Origin of the sequence: Streptomyces sp. NPDC058697, assembly GCF_042715345.1 — a bacterium.
In the GTDB taxonomy this organism is placed as follows: Bacteria; Actinomycetota; Actinomycetes; order Streptomycetales; family Streptomycetaceae; genus Streptomyces; species Streptomyces liliifuscus.
The window spans coordinates 67,596-83,590 of record NZ_JBHXSU010000036.1; the positions used below are offsets into that span (position 1 = coordinate 67,596).

A 15,995-nucleotide genomic window follows, 5' to 3' on the forward strand; every position below is an offset into this window, starting at 1 on the left:
CCCGCCGCCGCGGTCACTGGGCCGAACCACCCGGCGGGGGTGGTGCCAACGCCACCCCCACGGCGCTCAGCCGCCCAGGACCTTCGCCTCCACCGAGGGGTCGAGCCCGACCACCGGCCGGTCGGGCCGCTGGGGAGCCGTGCCGCCGATGCCCTGGAGCCAGCTCCAGGTGTCGGCCACCGTCTCGGCGACCGGCCGGCACCGCAGCCCGTCCCGTACCGCCCTGGACACATCGGCCCGGTGCATCGCGTCGTACGACTCCGAGCCGGGCGGCACCCACACCGGCAGCTGGATCCACGGCTCGATCCCGGCCGCGAGAATCACCTCGGGCTCGGTCCACCGCAGCTCGGCCGGACCCCCCGCCGCAGGCCCTCCTGCAACCGTGCCTCCTGCAACCGTGCCTCCCGCGACCCGGACGCACGCGTCGAGCAGCGCCCCCATGGTCGCGTGCCCCGAGGGGCTGATGACGTTGTACGCCCCGTCCGCCCCCGCCTCCACCGCCCCGAGGGTCCACTCGGCCAGATCACGGACATCGACGTACTGGAGCGGCAGTTCACGGGGACCGGGCGCGAGGACCGGCCCGCCGCGCGCCACCCGGTCCAGCCACCACGGCAGCCGCCCGATGTTCTCGTACGGGCCGAGGATCAGGCCGGCCCGTACGAGAAGCGCCCGCTCCTCGCCGAAGGCCTCCAGCACGGCCAGTTCGCCGCCCCGCTTGTCGCGCGCGTAGTCGGTCTGTTCCGCGTCGGGAGAGGCGCCCTCCACGAGCGGGCTGCCCTCGTCGTACCCCGCCGCGGGCGGCCAGGCGTACACGGAACAGCTCGACACGTACACGTAGCGCCGGGCGCGGTTCGCCAGCAGCCGCGCCGTGTCCCGGACGACCCGCGGGGCCGCGGACCAGGTGTCGACGACGAAGTCCCACTCCTCCTCGGTCCGGGCGAGCGCCGCGAGCCCGTCGGGCGCGGTGCGGTCGCCGTGCAGGGACCGCACCCCCGCCGGAGGTTCGTGGCGCCCCCGGTGGAAGACCGTCACGTCCCAGCCGCGGGCGAGCGCCGCCTCCACGACGGCCCTGCCCACGAACTCCGTACCACCCAGCATCAGAAGTCTCATACGGGTGACTGTGCCCGGCGGCCCCGCGCGACGGAACGGGAATCTGCCGACAGAAGAACCGTTCCGCCGACGGACGAATCGGTAAGTAGGTGCGGGTGCGGGGCCGGGATCAGCTCGCGGTCGGCGGCGTGTACTTGTACCCCACGCGCCGCACCGTCTGGATCGCCTCCCGGTGCTCCGCCCCGAGCTTGCGGCGCAGCCGGGCGATGTGGACGTCCACGGTCCGGCCGTCGCCCACATGCCCGTAGCCCCACACCGTGGTGACCAGCTGGTCGCGGGTGTGCACCCGGTGCGGATGCGCCACGAGATGCGCGAGCAGCTCGAACTCCAGATACGTGAGATCCAGCGGCCGCCCGTCGACCTCGGCCGTGCGCTGCACGGTGTCGACGCGTACGAGGGAGCCGTCGTCCTCGCCCTCACCCTGCGGCTCCGCCCGGTCCGCGTCCGGCACGGCGACCGGCAGGAGGGACGGCTGGTCGGCCGGCACGAGGACCAGGTACCCGATCATCGGCGGCCGGCCCGGCAGCGTGGGCAGGGTGTGCGGGGGAGCGGGCAGCCAGGTGGCGCCCGGCGGGAGGAGGTCCGTGACGTCGACCACCTCGTCCCGGTCGACAGCACGCAGTCGATGGCGCGCCGAGCCCGTGGACGGGACCGGGGTGGGCGCCGTGGAGGGGGCGGTGGCAACGGACGAGAAGGAACGGGTGTTCGCCATGTGAGGTCAGCTCTTTCGCGCGAGAGGTCGTCGGAGGACGTACGTCGTGCGCGCTGGCCGAAGGCCGGGATGTACGGCTTTAGAGGGCCCGCGCGTTCACCGCGCGACAACACACCCGGTCGAAGTCATGATGCTGCCGGGAAGGCCAGAAAGGCTCAAGATCACGACGCCCCGCCGCGCTGAACTCCTGGAAGCCGGTCATGCCCTCATTGAAGCAGACACGCGCCCCCAACAGCAGCCTCCTCTCACAGGCCGGACAGCTTTCACTTACCGAGGGGCGACCCACCAAGGGGCGCGGGGCTGTGTCGATTTGCGGCTCCGCCGCGGGGCGCGACAAGCCCCCACCCACCCGCACCCGCCCACGCCCCCGACACCACCCCTGACCGAACGCGGAAGGGACGCCCACCCAAAGGTGGACGCCCCTTCCGAAGAACAGCAGCCGAATCAGACCTGCCCAGCCTTCTCAAGCGCAGAGCAGCACGTGTCGACGATCAGCCGAGTCACCAGGTAAGGGTCGACGTTGGCGTTGGGCCGCCGGTCCTCGATGTACCCCTTGCCGTCCTTCTCCACCTGCCAAGGAATCCGCACCGAGGCACCACGGTTGGACACACCGTAGGAGTACTCGTTCCACGGAGCGGTCTCGTGCAGACCGGTCAGCCGGTCGTCGATCCCGGCGCCGTAGTTCTTGACGTGGTCGAGCGGCTTCGAGCCCTCGCCCAGCGACTCGCACGCGGTGATGATCGCGTCGTAACCCTCGCGCATCGCCTTGGTGGAGAAGTTGGTGTGCGCACCGGCGCCGTTCCAGTCGCCCTTGACCGGCTTGGGGTCGAGGGTGGCGGACACGTCGAAGTCCTCGGCGGTGCGGTAGAGCAGCCAGCGGGCCACCCACAGCTGGTCGGCGACCTCCAGCGGCGAGACCGGGCCGACCTGGAACTCCCACTGGCCGGGCATGACCTCGGCGTTGATGCCGGAGATGGCGAGACCCGCCTTCAGACAGTTGTCCAGGTGGGCCTCGACGATGTCACGGCCGAAGATCTCGTCCGAGCCGACACCGCAGTAGTAGCCGCCCTGCGCGGCCGGGAAGCCGCCCTCGGGGAAGCCGAGCGGGCGCGTGCCCTTGAAGAAGGTGTACTCCTGCTCGATGCCGAAGATCGGCTCCTGCGCGGCGAACTTCTCCGCGACCTCGGTGAGCGCGGCACGGGTGTTGGACTCGTGCGGCGTCATGTCGATGTTGAGGACCTCGCACATGACGAGCACGTCGTCGCCGCCGCGGATCGGGTCCGGGAACACGGCGACCGGCTTGAGCACGCGGTCGGAGGCGTGACCCTCGGCCTGGTTCGTGGAGGACCCGTCGAAGCCCCAGATCGGCAGCTCCGCACCCTTCGCGTCGTCGGCCAGTATCTTCGTCTTCGAACGGAGCTTGGCCGTCGGCTCGGTGCCGTCGATCCAGATGTACTCAGCCTTGAAGGTCACGGGCCACATCCTTCGGGGTGGGTCTCTCAGCGCGGTGCGGGTGCTGCGGCGCTGCGGCAGCGGGCGCCGCGGGGAATGCCGGGAAGCCTGTCAACAGGCGATTTCCCGATCATTGCTCGAATGTGAACCCCGTGTTACCTGGCGCCTCTGTGCTGCGACTCACTCGCTGAGAGCGTTCGCGCGCCGCGTACCCGCCTCCCGAACAGCGGATTCCGCATGACACCCGCCCAGCCCCGGACCGCCGCTCCGGCCCTCGTATGCGATGGGTTTCGCCCCACACCTCCGGGTCACACATCCGGCTCCGCGCCCGGTGCCGCGCCCGACGCGGCCTCCCGTACGCCCGTCAGGAAGCCCCGGATCGCAGCCAGTTCGCGCTCGTCGTACCCCCGGAGCAGTTCCACGGACCGGTCGATCAGCGGGCCGAAGAAGGCCTGGCCCAGTTCGACCGCCCGTTTCTCCACCTCGACGAGCACCCGGCGACGGTCGCGCCCGTCCCGTACCCGCCGTGCGTGCCCCAGCCGTTCGAGCCGGTCGACGACGGCGGTGGTCCCCGCCGAGTTGAGCCCGAGCAGCCCGCCGAGCCGTCCGGCCGTCATCTCGGTCCCGTCCCTGCGGGCGTCCATGAGGCAGATCAGCGCCCTGACGTCCGTGGCGTGCATGCCGTTGTCGTGTGCGAACCGGGCGCTGTGCAGGCCGAGTTCGACGATGGCCTCGCGCAGGAGATGGACGATTTCCATCTCGGGCCCCTGGTCCTTCACACCGCGTCCCCGTCTATCATCTCGATGAGTGAGTATCTCGTTCAGCGAGATAATAGAGGGAGGGGAAGGGGAGCATGAACTTCAGCGCGGCGTACGACAAGGTCATGGCCAAGTGGCCCGCCGACCGGGAGGAGATCAGCGTCCGCACCGCCTTCGGCGAGACGGTGGTCAACGTCTGCGGTCCGCGCGACGGAGCCCCGCTCCTCCTGTTACCGGGCGGAGGCGGCGCCACCTCGGCCTCGTGGTTCGCCAACGCGGCCGAACTCGCCCGTACGCACCGGGTCCACGCCGTCGACCTGATCGGCGAACCGGGCCGCAGCGTACGCGATACCGAGAGCCCCTTGCGCACCGTCGAACACCTCACCGCGTGGCTGGACGAACTCATCGGCGCGCTTCTGCACGACATGGGCGCCGCTCCGGCCGCCCGGATCCACCTGGGCGGGCACTCGTACGGCGGCTGGATCGCCCTGCAGTACGCGCTGCGCGCGCCGGAGCGGGTGAGCCGGCTGGTCCTCCTCGACCCGACGAAGTGCTTCTCCGGGTTCAGGGCGGAGTATCTGCTGCGCGCCGGTTCGATGATGCTGCGGCGCTCGCCCCGCCGGTTGCGCGCCTTCCTGGAGTGGGAGACCGGGGGAGTCCCGCTCGACCACGACTGGCTGCGTCTTCAGGAGGAGGCCGGCACCTTCCCGCTCGTACGGCCGGTGACGGGTCCGGCTCCCGGGCCGGAGGCCCTGCACGCGCTCGATCTGCCGGTCCTGGTCCTGCTGGCCGGGAGAAGCAGGGCCCATGACGCACGACGGGTGGCGGCTCGCGCCGCCACCCTGTTGCCGCGCGCGGAGGTGGCCGTCCTGCCGGACGTGTCGCACCACGCGCTGCCCCACACGGACCCCGCCGAGCTGAACCGCAGACTGACCGGCTTCCTGGCAGCCTGAACCGTCACTGCGGCGGGGTCCCACAAACGGGAACCGTCCCGTCAGCCCACCTTCTCGATGAGAGCCCTGCGGATCAGGAACTTGCCGGGCTCGCGGACCTGCTCGAACGCCGCGTTGTTCAGGAGCGCGCAGCTGCCGGAGACCGAAGTGACCTCCACGGTCGTGGACTTGTTGTTGTCCAGGTTCGTGACCTTCAGCTTCGTACCGGCCGGGAACTGGTTGCTGGACGCCGCGGGGGCGCCGGCCTCGCCGGACAGGGTGACGGTGGAACCGTTGCAGACCTGCTGGCCGCCGACAGCGTTGTCACCGGCAGCGGGCGGGGCAGCGCTCTGCGAGGGCTGCTCGGCGGGGTCCGCTGGGTCGGCAGCGGCGGGCGGGGCCGACGTGGCGGGCGTCCCCTGGGGTGCGCCTGCCTGCGAGGACTCGCCGACCTCACAACCGGAGGCCTCCTGCTGGACCTTGATCTGGGCGATCACCGCTTCCCGGTTGGCGATCCGGGCCTCGGACTGGGCGTCCGGGCTGGTGCGCTGCCCCTCGATGAACTTCTCGTTGTTGCCGAGCGCGGTGGCCAGCCCGTCGCAGACCACGGAGGACTGCGCGGCCGGGGCGTTGGTGCTCGCGTTCGAGGTGGCGGCGAAGGCGAAGGCCCCGCCGCCGGCCACGGCCGCGGCGCTCACCAGCAGCGCGATCTTCTTCTTCGGGCCGAGAGTTCTCCTGCGTGACATGAGCGGCTCCTGTCCCGGCCACCCCTGGCGGTGGCCGTCCGCCGCTATGTACGAGATACCGAACGAGGTTACTCAGTAGTTCACACGAGTCACCTAAGTAACAAAGATCACACGGGAGTTGAGGGATCCTTACCTTGACTTCGGCCCAGAGCGTCCCGTACGGCGTCGTCCGTACGTGCCACGACGGCGGTTCCGTCCTCCGCGGTGATGATCGGCCGCTGGATGAGCCGAGGATGCTCCGCCAGCGCCGCGACCCATCGCTCCCGCGAACCGGCGTCCCGGTCCCACTCCTTCATCCCCAGTTCCTTCGCCACGGCCTCCTGGGTCCGGGTGATGTCCCAGGGTTCGAGCCCGAGCCGCTCCAGGACCTCCCGGATCTCGGCCTCGCTCGGCACGTCCTCCAAGTACCGCCGAACCGTGTACGCGGCCCCCTCCTCGTCCAGCAGATTGACGGCACTGCGGCACTTCGAACATGCCGGATTGATCCAGATCTCCATACCGCACAAGGTATGCCCGGCCGCTTCGCCCCCGCTTCAGGGGTGGCGCCGGCCATGTCACAAAACTCCGCCGTCCGACGTCTCCATGCCCGGACCCCACCGGAGAGGTGGAGCGGAGATGCCGAGCACCAGGAGCGTGACCCCATGAACCTCGCATTGTGGATCTGTGCCGGACTGCTGGCCGCGGTGGCCCTGGCCGGCGGCATCACCAAGGCGTTCGTGCCCAAGGAGACGCTGGCCGCGGCCAACGGCGGGGGATGGACCGAGGGCGCCGGCGTCGGCTTCGTCAAAACCCTCGGCGTCCTCGAACTCCTGGCGGCGGTGGGCCTGATCCTGCCCGCCGCGCTCGACATCGCCCCCGTTCTGGTGCCGGTGACCGCCGCCTGCTGGGTCCTGTTGATGATCGGCGCGATGGTCACCCACGGCCGCCTCGGCGAGGTCAGGTTCGTACTGCTGAACCTGACCTACCTCGCACTCGCGGCATTCATCGCCTGGGGCCGCTTCGGCCCCGAATCCTTCACCGGCTGACCGGTCGGCCGCGCTGACCGGCTGACCACTGACGGCGGCCCCCCGGCTGCCCGGGATCCTGGCCGGCCGACCGGCCACAGTTCCCGCAGGGCCGTCGACGCGGGCGGAGTTCGGCGTGCCGCTCAGTAGCCGGGCGGAATCCGGTCCTGCGGTCCGTCGGGCGCCTCCGCCGCGCCGTCCTCCGGCTGCCCCGCCCCGTCTTCCAGCCGCGCCCGCTCGGCCACGGCCGGGTCGGTCGAGTCCGAGATCAGCTCCGCGACGCGCAGGGTGCACTCCCACTCCGACAGCCTGCCTTTGATCACCACCAGGTACGACTCCTGGTCCGTGAAGCGGTACACGTGGCGCCGCTTCTCGATGATGCCTTTGCTCGGCAGATACGTGTGGAGGACGGCATGGAGTGCCTTCAGCGCCTGTTCCTTCGTTTCCTGCCCACGGCAGATGAACTCGGTCTTGTACACGTCGCTGCTGTACTGCGCGATCACGGCCCAGTTGCCCATGCCGGCTCCCCCCTCGACGCCGCTGACAGTCAGCCACAGCTCGGCCGCCTGAGCAAGAACGACGCAGGGTGAGGAGGTGGCTCTGTTCGATTTTTCGCCGCCCCACGTACATCTCGCAAACCATGTGTGACACGGCGCCAATTGCCTTGCCCACCTGGGCATTTACTGGACGTCCTGGGATCCCTGATTGTCAGTGGTGGCCGGTAAACTATAAGTAGTGTTCGAGGGGGCCGCCGGAGAGGCCGGACGGTTCCCTGACCGCGACAGGAGGATGCCTGTGCCCGCTGCCGCACTCAGCCCGCTGCCCACCCAGTCCACATCCAAGAGGGCGGTCCTGCTCGACCTGCCGTACGAGCCCGTCGAGAAGCGTCCGCTGCCACCGGGCCGCCCGCGCGACTGGTACGTGACGCACAACCGCCGTCTGAAGGCGATGCGACTCGCGATCGCCCTCCTCGACTCGGGTGTGTACGTACCGAACCAGGCCCGCAACGAGAAGATCCGCAGCACGGCCCAACTCATCGGGATCCACCCGCCGTCGGACACCACGTGCCACATGGTCCGAGCCCTGATGAGGTACGCCCGCTGAGCTCGCTCCCGGTGCGCCGCCCGTCTGTCGGGGCGGACGGCGCACCGGGTCGTGGCGGCGCTGCGGTGTGCAACGAGTTGGGGCGGCGACGACTCCCGGCGTCAGGCCGACGCCAACTCCCGTTCCAGCGGCGTCCGGAAGCGTGGTGTGACCCGGGTAGGGCCCACCCAGGCGTGCAGCCGCGCGGCCTCCGCCCCGATCGCCGTCCGCGCCTCGCGGCCCACGCCCTCGGTGTCCAGCAGCCGCCAGGCGATCTCGCCGTCGGGCCGCTGGGCCCACCCGCCGACGATCCGCCCGTCCCACCACACGGTGGGCCCGATGTTCCCGCTGCGGTCGAACAGCGCGGACCGCAGCTCCGGCGGGCAGTACCAGTCCCGCTCCTGCCAGCCCATGGCCGTCGGATCCAGGCCGGGCAGCAGCGCCGCCCACGGCTCGACCGCCCCGACCGGCTCCACGGCATCGGCCAGGACGTATCCGACGCCCTCGTCCACCGACACGGCCACCGCCCCCACCGCCTTGAGCGCGGCGCGTACGTCGGTGACCTTCCAGCCCGTCCACCACTTCAGGTCCGCCTCCGTGGCCGGCCCGCACGCGCCGAGCCACCGCCGCACCAGCTCCGACTGGGCCTCGGCGACCGGCAGTTCGGGGGAGGGAGGGGTCACTGCCCACCGGAACTGGGTGGACGTCCACGAGCCCAGCGGCCGCCCTCGTACGACCCGGCCCTCGACCCCCAGCACCCTCCACAGCCGCGAGGAGACGGTGTGCACGCCCTCGTAGCTCTTCCCCGCCGCGTACGCGAACTGTTCCCTCAACCGGGGCTCGTCCTGGGCCAGTTCCACTGCCGTGGCCTCCCCGCGCCGGGCCAGCGCGGCCAGCGCCGACGCCTCCACCTCCGCGAGCCACTCCGCGTCCGGCGCACCCGCCTTGGCCATGTCCTTGATCAGCGCGGCCCGCTCCCGCGCGGCGACGGTGAGCCCGGTGGACGCGTGCACGACCGGAACGAGCCCGGTGGGGAACACGAACACGGTGTGCCGCATGCCGTGCATCCGTACCAGCGTCCGGTCCTCGTACAGCGCGCGTTCCGTCTCCGGCACGGTCTTCGCCGCGTCCGCCAGGCGCGCGCCCACGGCGAGGAAGACGCTCGCCGGATCCGTCCCGTGCAGCGCGACCAGCGACTCCGCGACCTCCTCCGGCGAGTCCGCCCGAGCCGCTGCCCGACGGCCATCCGGGCCCGCCGCTCCGCCACCTCGATGTACCGCACGTGTCCGCTCACTCGATCCCCTGTGTCGCTCAGTAGCCCTGCCGTGTCCGGCCCTGCCCTGCCGTGTCCCGCACTGTTCTGTCCCGGCCCCGCCCCTGGATTCTCGCTCCGAGCACCGGTTTTGTTCGACTTCAGGAGTTCTGTGAGCGTTCGCCCTCAGAAGCTGGCGTTATTCGTTTCCGTCGGACAGGCATCACCCGGCATCCTGAGGGCTACTCTCAACGCACCGACGGACGGGTGCCCGCCCCTGGGCCGTGACCCAGCGCCGCGTCGGACATCTCAAGGTCCCACCACCCACGCACAAGGAGACCCATCATGGGTACCTTGATCATTTTGGCGATCCTCGCTCTGGTCGTCCTCGGTTTCAACAACCCGCTCTGGTGGCTCGCCGGGGCAGCCCTGCTCTACCTGCACTTCCGTTACGGCCACACCGGCCCGGGCACGACGGGCTCCTCGTCGTCCCGCGGCCGCTCGGGTCCGGCCGGCTCGTCGGCACGCGGCGACAACGACTACCGCGCCTACCGCCAGCGCCGTGACCAGCAGGCCAGGTGGGAGCGCCGCTACCGCCGCGAACGCCCCTGGATGACCCGCCAGAAGCGGAACTAGTCCGGGTACGCGCTAACCCAGGCCCGGCGCTCCCCACAGCGGGAACCACCGGCCCAGGTCCTGCTCCACCCGCAGGTCGTTGCCGAGTGCCGCCCTGACCTGCAGTTCCAGCGCGTTGTCGCGCCGCTGGCCGTCACCGGGCAGCGGCGCGAACGGGTAGAAGGTCCCGCGCTTGTAGAGATAGACGAGCCCGAGCCGCCGCCCGTCGGCGTGGTGGAACCCGACCACCGAGCACAGCAGTTGCGGGCCGAACCCGCTGCCCTCCAGGGTGCTGTTCACCGCGTGCAGATCACCGACGAGCGCGGGCAGATCGTCCGGCTCCCGCCGCGACACCAGCCAGGTGTACCCGTAGTCGTCCCGGCTCACCTCCACCGGCGGCTCCGAGTCCGCGTCGAGCAGCTCCCGCACTTCCTCCCGTACGTCGTCGAAGGCGGCCCCCTCGACGGAGGCGAAGCACACCGAGCCGTGCCCGGTCGGCCTGAACCCGGCCGCCGCCTCCAGCGTCACAGAGGCCGACGGCAGCCCGAAGAGCTGGTCGAGATCGGGCGCGACGGGCCTGCTGCGGCCGAGGAGGATGTCGAGGAGCCCCATGCTCAGCCCGCCTTCCCGGGGGCCGGCGCCTCGCCCAGCTCGCCGGAGATACGGCCGAGCTGGTCGAGCCGGTCCTCCAGGCTCGGGTGCGTCGACAACAGGGACGAGAAGTACCGCTGGGCACCAGGCGCGGCACCGAACGCGGGCGTGAAGTAGAAGGCGTTGAAGGCCTGCGCGGTCCGCAGATCACGCGTGGGGATCTTCGCGATGTCCCCGTGCAGCTTGGTCAGCGCGGAGGCCAGCGCCGAAGGGCGCCCGGTGAGCATGGCCCCGGCCCGGTCGGCGGCCAGCTCGCGGTACCGGGACAGGGCCCGGATGAGCAGGAAGCTGAGCGCGTAGACGGCCGCGGACACCGCCATCACGGTCATCAGGACGATGACCGTGTTCTGGTCCTTGCGTCCCCGCCCGCCGAACACCTGCGAGTAGAGAGTGAAGCGCACGACGAGCCCGGCGAGCACTCCCAGGAACGAGGCCACGGTGATCACCGCGACATCGCGGTGCGCCACGTGCGACAGCTCGTGGGCGAGTACGCCCTCCAGCTCGGCGGGGTCGAGCCGGCGCAGCAGCCCGGTCGTCACGCAGATCGCGGCGTGGTCGGCGTTGCGCCCGGTGGCGAAGGCGTTCGGCATCTCCATGTCGGATACGGCGACCACGGGCTTCGGCATGTCGGCGGTCGCGCAGAGCCGGTCGATCACCCCGTGCAGCTGCGGATACTCCTCGCGCTCGACGACCCGGCCGTGCATCGCGTACAGCGCGATCCGGTCCGAGAACCAGTACTGCGCGCCGAGCAGCGCTGCGGCGATCACCACGACCAGCACCCAGGACTTCAGCAGCACGATCAGCACGGCCACGAAGGCCACGTACAGCAGCCCGAGCAGGAACAACGTGATGCCCATCCGCGCGGTCAGTCCCCGGTCGGCCTGGAAGCGGCTCTGCATAACCATCACCTCGAAATCGGGCACTCGTCCCGATTCCAGTGTGCACCCGGGCATTTCCACGAATTGATCTGGATCGGCCCTCCACCAGGCAAAGAACGACAAAGCCCTGTCACTGCCCGAGGGCGGTGACAGGGCTTCGATCATCAGCCGTGACGCGCTACGCGTACGTGTCGGTCACGGGGTCGATCACACGTCGTAGTACAGCTCGAACTCGTGCGGGTGCGGACGCAGCTGCAGGGGAGCGATCTCGTTGGTGCGCTTGTAGTCGATCCACGTCTCGATCAGGTCGGGCGTGAAGACGTTGCCCGCGAGCAGGAACTCGTGGTCGGCCTCAAGGCGGTCCAGGACGGCCGGGAGGGAGGTCGGGACCTGGGCGACGCCCGCGTGCTCCTCGGGGGCCAGCTCGTAGAGGTCCTTGTCGATCGGCTCGGCCGGCTCGATCTTGTTCTTGATGCCGTCGAGGCCCGCGAGCAGCAGCGCCGAGAAGGCGAGGTACGGGTTGCCGGAGGAGTCGGGCGCGCGGAACTCGACGCGCTTGGCCTTCGGGTTCGAGCCCGTGATCGGGATACGCATGGCCGCGGAGCGGTTGCGCTGCGAGTAGACCAGGTTGATCGGGGCCTCGAAGCCGGGGACCAGGCGGTGGTAGGAGTTCACCGTCGGGTTGGTGAACGCCAGCAGCGACGGGGCGTGCTTGAGGATGCCGCCGATGTAGTAGCGGGCGGTGTCCGACAGGCCCGCGTAACCGGCCTCGTCGTAGAACAGCGGGTCGCCGTTCGCCCACAGCGAGGAGTGGATGTGCATGCCCGAGCCGTTGTCACCGAAGATCGGCTTCGGCATGAACGTCGCGGTCTTGCCGTTGCGCCAGGCGACGTTCTTCACGATGTACTTGAAGAGCTGGAGGTCGTCGGCCGCGGCGAGCAGCGTGTTGAACTTGTAGTTGATCTCGGCCTGGCCGGCGGTGCCCACCTCGTGGTGCTGGCGCTCGACCTGGAGGCCGGACTTGGCCAGCTCCAGGGAGACCTCGGCACGCAGGTCGGCGAAGTGGTCGACCGGCGGGGTCGGGAAGTAACCGCCCTTGTAGCGGACCTTGTAACCGCGGTTGTCCTCGATGGCGCCGGTGTTCCAGGCGCCCGCCTCGGAGTCGATGTGGTAGAAGGCCTCGTTCGACTTGGTCTCGAAGCGCACGCTGTCGAAGACGTAGAACTCGGCCTCGGGGCCGAAGTACGCGGTGTCGGCGACACCCGTCGACGCGAGGTACGCCTCCGCCTTCTTCGCCACGTTGCGCGGGTCACGGGAGTACTGCTCGCCCGTGATCGGGTCGTGGATGAAGAAGTTGATGTTGACCGTCTTGTCGCGGCGGAAGGAGTCGACGCGCGCGGTGGACAGGTCGGCGCGGAGCGCCATGTCGGACTCGTGGATGGCCTGGAAGCCGCGGATGGAGGAGCCGTCGAAGGCCAGTTCCTCGGTCGGGTCGAAGGCCTCTGCCGGAATGGTGAAGTGCTGCATCACACCCGGCAGGTCGCAGAAGCGGACATCGACGAACTTGACGTCTTCGTCCTTGATGAACTTCTTGGCCTCGTCGGCGTTCTGGAACATCCAGCTCCTCCTACTCCCGCTCACTGTGGACCGGGGTGGTAGTTCGTTCGTGCGGCCAGTGCGGTGGCACACGCTGAGCCCGACCTTAGGGACGGGTGATTTCTCAAGCGTGACCCATTTGTTTCGCCCAAGTTAACCGGACCGGGCCCGGAACACCCCACCTGTACGCATGCCAAATCGGGCGCAGTACCGTGGACGGGTGGACAACAGGCAAGCAATCGGATCGTGGCTCTCCGGACCCCGCGCGGCCGCGGAGGAAGCCGGTGCCGACTTCGGATACCGCGGCGAGCAGCTGGGTCTGCCCGAGTCGGGCCCCGGCTCGATCGCCCGCCCCGGGAGGCGCCTGGGCGCCCTCGCCGTCGACTGGGGCCTGTGCCTCTTGATCGCATACGGCCTGATCACCGACGGCTACGGCCAGGCGACGGGCAACTGGGCGCTGGCCGTCTTCTTCGGCGTGAGCGTCCTGACCGTCGGCACGCTCGGCTTCACCCCGGGCAAGCGCCTGTTCGGCCTCCGCGTCCTCGCCCTGGAGACCGGCACGGTCAACCCGCTCCGCGCCCTCCTGCGCACGGCCCTCCTGTGCGTCGCCCTCCCGGCCCTGATCTGGGACCGCGACGGCAGGGGCCTCCACGACCGCCTGGCCCGCACGGTCGAGGTCAGGATCTGACGATCCCGGCCCGTACGACGACAGGGCCTGTACGACGATGGGGGCGCCCGGAGTGATCCGGGCGCCCCCAATCGTCGTACGCGGAGTGCGTCTTCGTCGTACGGGAGTGTGTCAGCGCATTTTGGGGCCGCCGCGCGGCATGCGCATGCCCTTGGGCATCGGGCCCTTGGGGAGGGGCATATTGGACATAAGGTCACCAAGTGCGCGCAACCGGTCGTTGGTCGCGGTGACCTGGGGGCCGGACAGGACGCGGGGCAGCTTCAGCATCGTCGTGCGGAGCTTCTTGAGCTCGACCTGGCCCTCGCCCGTGCCGACAAGGATGTCGTGCACCGGCACGTCCGCGACGATGCGGGCCATCTTCTTCTTCTCGGCGGCCAGCAGGCTCTTCACCCGGTTCGGGTTGCCCTCGGCGACCAGGACGATGCCGGCCTTGCCGACGGCCCGGTGGACCACGTCCTGGCTGCGGTTCATCGCCACCGCCGGGGTGGTCGTCCAGCCGCGCCCGACATTGTCGAGCACCGCGGCGGCCGCACCCGGCTGGCCCTCCATCTGCCCGAACGCCGCACGCTCGGCCCGGCGTCCGAAGACGATCGCCGACGCGAGGAAGGCGAGCAGGAGGCCGAGAATGCCGAGATAGATCGGGTGACCGATCAAGAAGCCGATCGCGAGGAAGACACCGAGGGTGCCGATTCCGACAGCCGCGAGCACAAGACCGATCATCTTGTCGGCCTTGCGGGTCATCTTGTAAGTCAGGGCGATCTGCTTGAGTCGCCCGGGGTTCGCAGCGTCCGCTGCGGATTCCTTCCTCGCCATGCCGTGAAGTCTACGTGGCGTGGGAAGTGCCGACGACGGCGGTGCCGGGTCGGCGGCTCAGTGACGGCCGCTGAGGCTCTTCTCCAGGACGAGCTGTGCCTCGACGCGGTCCTTGGCGCGGCGGCGGTCCTCCAGGACCGAGGTCCAGGCGTTGCGGCGGGCGGTGCGCTGGCCGCTGCTCAGGAGCAGTGATTCGACGGCACGGAGTGCATCGCCGAACGACGGAATCGGTGTGGCGCGGACGGGCGCGGTCTGCATGATGGAGGTCCCCCCTCGGGATGGCGGCACTGGCTGGGGCTCTACGTGGCGTAAGACCAGGGTCACTGAATGGTGTTACCAGGGCGTGACCGACCGGTCAAACGCCAATGAAACCTTGATGCGCGGCCCGAAAACACTGACGCGGCCCTGATGGTGCCCCCATCTGCGGGGACGGTCAGGACCGCGTCGTATCGGCCACTACCGGTGGGTAGTTGCTTGTGCTCGGACTCACACGCCAAGGGTGGCACTGCGTGCCATCCCGCAGGTCGCGCAACGTGTCGCGCGGCCCCTGTCCCGCCTCGTCTCAGACGGCCTGCGAGGCGACGTACGAGCCGCGCTTCTCGATCGCCATCTGGTACAGGCGGCCCGCGCGGTACGAGGAGCGGACCAGCGGGCCCGACATGACTCCGGAGAAGCCGATCTGGTCGGCCTCCTCCTTCAGCTCGACGAACTCGTGCGGCTTGACCCAGCGCTCCACGGGGTGGTGGCGCACGGAGGGCCGCAGGTACTGCGTGATGGTGACGAGCTCGCAGCCGGCCTCGTGGAGCTGGCGCAGGGCCTCGCTGACCTCTTCGCGGGTCTCGCCCATGCCGAGGATCAGGTTCGACTTCGTGACCAGACCGTAGTCGCGGGCGTCGGTGATGACCTTCAGCGAGCGCTCGTAGCGGAAGCCCGGGCGGATGCGCTTGAAGATGCGGGGGACCGTCTCGACGTTGTGCGCGAACACCTCCGGCCGGGAGGAGAAGACCTCGGCCAGCTGCTCGGGTACCGCGTTGAAGTCGGGGGCGAGGAGCTCGACCTTGGTGGGGCCGGTCTCGCGGTTCGCCGTCTGCGCGTGGATCTGGCGCACGGTCTCCGCGTACAGCCAGGCGCCGCCGTCCTCCAGGTCGTCGCGGGCGACGCCCGTGATGGTCGCGTAGTTGAGGTCCATGGTGACCACGGACTCGCCCACGCGGCGCGGCTCGTCGCGGTCCAGCGCCTCGGGCTTGCCCGTGTCGATCTGGCAGAAGTCGCAGCGCCTCGTGCACTGGTCGCCGCCGATGAGGAACGTGGCCTCGCGGTCTTCCCAGCACTCGTAGATGTTCGGACAGCCCGCCTCCTGGCAGACCGTGTGCAGGCCCTCGCTCTTCACGAGGTTCTGCATCTTCGTGTACTCGGGGCCCATTTTCGCCCGGGTCTTGATCCACTCGGGCTTGCGCTCGATGGGGGTCTGGGCGTTCCGGACCTCCAGGCGCAGCATCTTGCGTCCGTCGGGTGCGACTGCGGACACATCGGCTCCCTGTAGCTTCGATTCTTCGGCGTACACCAGGGTACGCCCGTTCGCTTCTCGCCCCCCGGGGTGGGCAACCTTCGGGAACGGGGGTGCATTCCCGGGGCTGTGTTGTCGGGTGCAGGTGGGTGGGGGCTGGCCGCGCAGTTCCCCGCGCCCCTAAAGACCCTTTAGGGG

The 15,995-nt window shown here is 69.9% G+C and carries 18 protein-coding genes and 1 pseudogene; 5 read left to right on the forward strand and 14 right to left on the reverse strand.

From position 1 onward, the window contains the following. Positions 1-66: 66 nt before the first annotated feature. The 4 genes from ACFWXQ_RS43375 to ACFWXQ_RS43390 form a co-directional block, all read right to left on the reverse strand. A complete protein-coding gene (locus ACFWXQ_RS43375) occupies positions 67-1,110 on the reverse strand; it encodes an NAD-dependent epimerase/dehydratase family protein (protein WP_383939853.1) in 1,044 nt (347 codons plus the stop codon). Between the two features lie 109 nt (positions 1,111-1,219). Beyond that, positions 1,220-1,822 (reverse strand): winged helix-turn-helix domain-containing protein, encoded by a 603-nt coding sequence (locus ACFWXQ_RS43380; protein ID WP_383939851.1) that lies wholly within the window; start codon positions 1,820-1,822, stop codon positions 1,220-1,222. Positions 1,823-2,266: 444 nt separating this feature from the next. Next, positions 2,267-3,295, reverse strand: a complete 1,029-nt coding sequence (gene glnII / locus ACFWXQ_RS43385; protein ID WP_383939848.1) for a glutamine synthetase — start codon at positions 3,293-3,295, stop codon at positions 2,267-2,269. Positions 3,296-3,582: 287 nt separating this feature from the next. Then, the gene (locus tag ACFWXQ_RS43390; protein ID WP_383939845.1) at positions 3,583-4,032 is read right to left on the reverse strand and encodes a MarR family transcriptional regulator; all 450 of its coding nucleotides are present in this window, start codon (positions 4,030-4,032) and stop codon (positions 3,583-3,585) included. A gap of 95 nt (positions 4,033-4,127) precedes the next feature. Here ACFWXQ_RS43390 and ACFWXQ_RS43395 point away from each other — a divergent pair, with 95 nt between their 5' ends. Then, positions 4,128-4,985, forward strand: a complete 858-nt coding sequence (locus tag ACFWXQ_RS43395) for an alpha/beta fold hydrolase (RefSeq protein WP_383939842.1) — start codon at positions 4,128-4,130, stop codon at positions 4,983-4,985. A 41-nt stretch (positions 4,986-5,026) separates the two neighbouring features. Here ACFWXQ_RS43395 and ACFWXQ_RS43400 read toward each other — a convergent pair whose 3' ends face one another. Continuing rightward, positions 5,027-5,710, reverse strand: coding sequence for a hypothetical protein (locus ACFWXQ_RS43400; RefSeq protein ID WP_383939839.1), 684 nt, complete (start codon positions 5,708-5,710; stop codon positions 5,027-5,029). A 107-nt stretch (positions 5,711-5,817) separates the two neighbouring features. Next, positions 5,818-6,207: an arsenate reductase family protein gene (locus ACFWXQ_RS43405; RefSeq protein WP_383939836.1), complete on the reverse strand. Its 390-nt coding sequence runs from the start codon at positions 6,205-6,207 to the stop codon at positions 5,818-5,820. 144 nt (positions 6,208-6,351) lie between these two features. Between ACFWXQ_RS43405 and ACFWXQ_RS43410 the strand changes: the two genes are divergently transcribed. Then, the gene (locus ACFWXQ_RS43410; protein WP_383939834.1) at positions 6,352-6,735 is read left to right on the forward strand and encodes a DoxX family protein; all 384 of its coding nucleotides are present in this window, start codon (positions 6,352-6,354) and stop codon (positions 6,733-6,735) included. Between the two features lie 122 nt (positions 6,736-6,857). Here ACFWXQ_RS43410 and ACFWXQ_RS43415 read toward each other — a convergent pair whose 3' ends face one another. Then, on the reverse strand, positions 6,858-7,232 hold the full coding sequence (locus tag ACFWXQ_RS43415; protein WP_383939831.1) for a hypothetical protein: 375 nt from the start codon (positions 7,230-7,232) through the stop codon (positions 6,858-6,860). 277 nt (positions 7,233-7,509) lie between these two features. Here ACFWXQ_RS43415 and ACFWXQ_RS43420 point away from each other — a divergent pair, with 277 nt between their 5' ends. Continuing rightward, positions 7,510-7,818 carry a hypothetical protein gene (locus tag ACFWXQ_RS43420; RefSeq protein WP_143631201.1) on the forward strand — a complete coding sequence of 103 codons (309 nt, stop codon included), beginning with the start codon at positions 7,510-7,512 and terminating at the stop codon, positions 7,816-7,818. Positions 7,819-7,919: 101 nt separating this feature from the next. Here the strand turns inward: ACFWXQ_RS43420 and ACFWXQ_RS43425 are convergent. Then, positions 7,920-9,091, reverse strand: a pseudogene (locus ACFWXQ_RS43425) (winged helix DNA-binding domain-containing protein). A 303-nt stretch (positions 9,092-9,394) separates the two neighbouring features. Here ACFWXQ_RS43425 and ACFWXQ_RS43430 point away from each other — a divergent pair. Next, positions 9,395-9,685, forward strand: a complete 291-nt coding sequence (locus ACFWXQ_RS43430; RefSeq protein WP_383939828.1) for a hypothetical protein — start codon at positions 9,395-9,397, stop codon at positions 9,683-9,685. Between the two features lie 12 nt (positions 9,686-9,697). Here the strand turns inward: ACFWXQ_RS43430 and ACFWXQ_RS43435 are convergent, their stop codons facing one another. From ACFWXQ_RS43435 to glnA, 3 genes are all read right to left on the reverse strand, one after another. Then, the gene (locus ACFWXQ_RS43435; protein WP_383939825.1) at positions 9,698-10,276 is read right to left on the reverse strand and encodes a hypothetical protein; all 579 of its coding nucleotides are present in this window, start codon (positions 10,274-10,276) and stop codon (positions 9,698-9,700) included. A 2-nt stretch (positions 10,277-10,278) separates the two neighbouring features. Further along, positions 10,279-11,214 carry a zinc metalloprotease HtpX gene (gene htpX / locus ACFWXQ_RS43440; protein WP_383939822.1) on the reverse strand — a complete coding sequence of 312 codons (936 nt, stop codon included), beginning with the start codon at positions 11,212-11,214 and terminating at the stop codon, positions 10,279-10,281. Positions 11,215-11,400: 186 nt separating this feature from the next. Further along, a complete protein-coding gene (gene glnA, locus ACFWXQ_RS43445) occupies positions 11,401-12,810 on the reverse strand; it encodes a type I glutamate--ammonia ligase (protein ID WP_383939819.1) in 1,410 nt (469 codons plus the stop codon). 199 nt (positions 12,811-13,009) lie between these two features. On the opposite strand from glnA, the gene ACFWXQ_RS43450 reads away from it, so the two are divergent. Then, positions 13,010-13,477: an RDD family protein gene (locus ACFWXQ_RS43450; protein WP_383939816.1), complete on the forward strand. Its 468-nt coding sequence runs from the start codon at positions 13,010-13,012 to the stop codon at positions 13,475-13,477. 111 nt (positions 13,478-13,588) lie between these two features. On the opposite strand, the gene ACFWXQ_RS43455 is transcribed toward ACFWXQ_RS43450, so the two are convergent. The 3 genes from ACFWXQ_RS43455 to lipA form a co-directional block, all read right to left on the reverse strand. Then, positions 13,589-14,290, reverse strand: a complete 702-nt coding sequence (locus ACFWXQ_RS43455) for a DUF4191 domain-containing protein (protein ID WP_055611121.1) — start codon at positions 14,288-14,290, stop codon at positions 13,589-13,591. Positions 14,291-14,347: 57 nt separating this feature from the next. Next, positions 14,348-14,548, reverse strand: coding sequence for a hypothetical protein (locus tag ACFWXQ_RS43460; RefSeq protein ID WP_143631185.1), 201 nt, complete (start codon positions 14,546-14,548; stop codon positions 14,348-14,350). 304 nt (positions 14,549-14,852) lie between these two features. Then, positions 14,853-15,818, reverse strand: a complete 966-nt coding sequence (gene lipA / locus ACFWXQ_RS43465) for a lipoyl synthase (protein ID WP_200398735.1) — start codon at positions 15,816-15,818, stop codon at positions 14,853-14,855. Positions 15,819-15,995 lie beyond the last annotated feature (177 nt).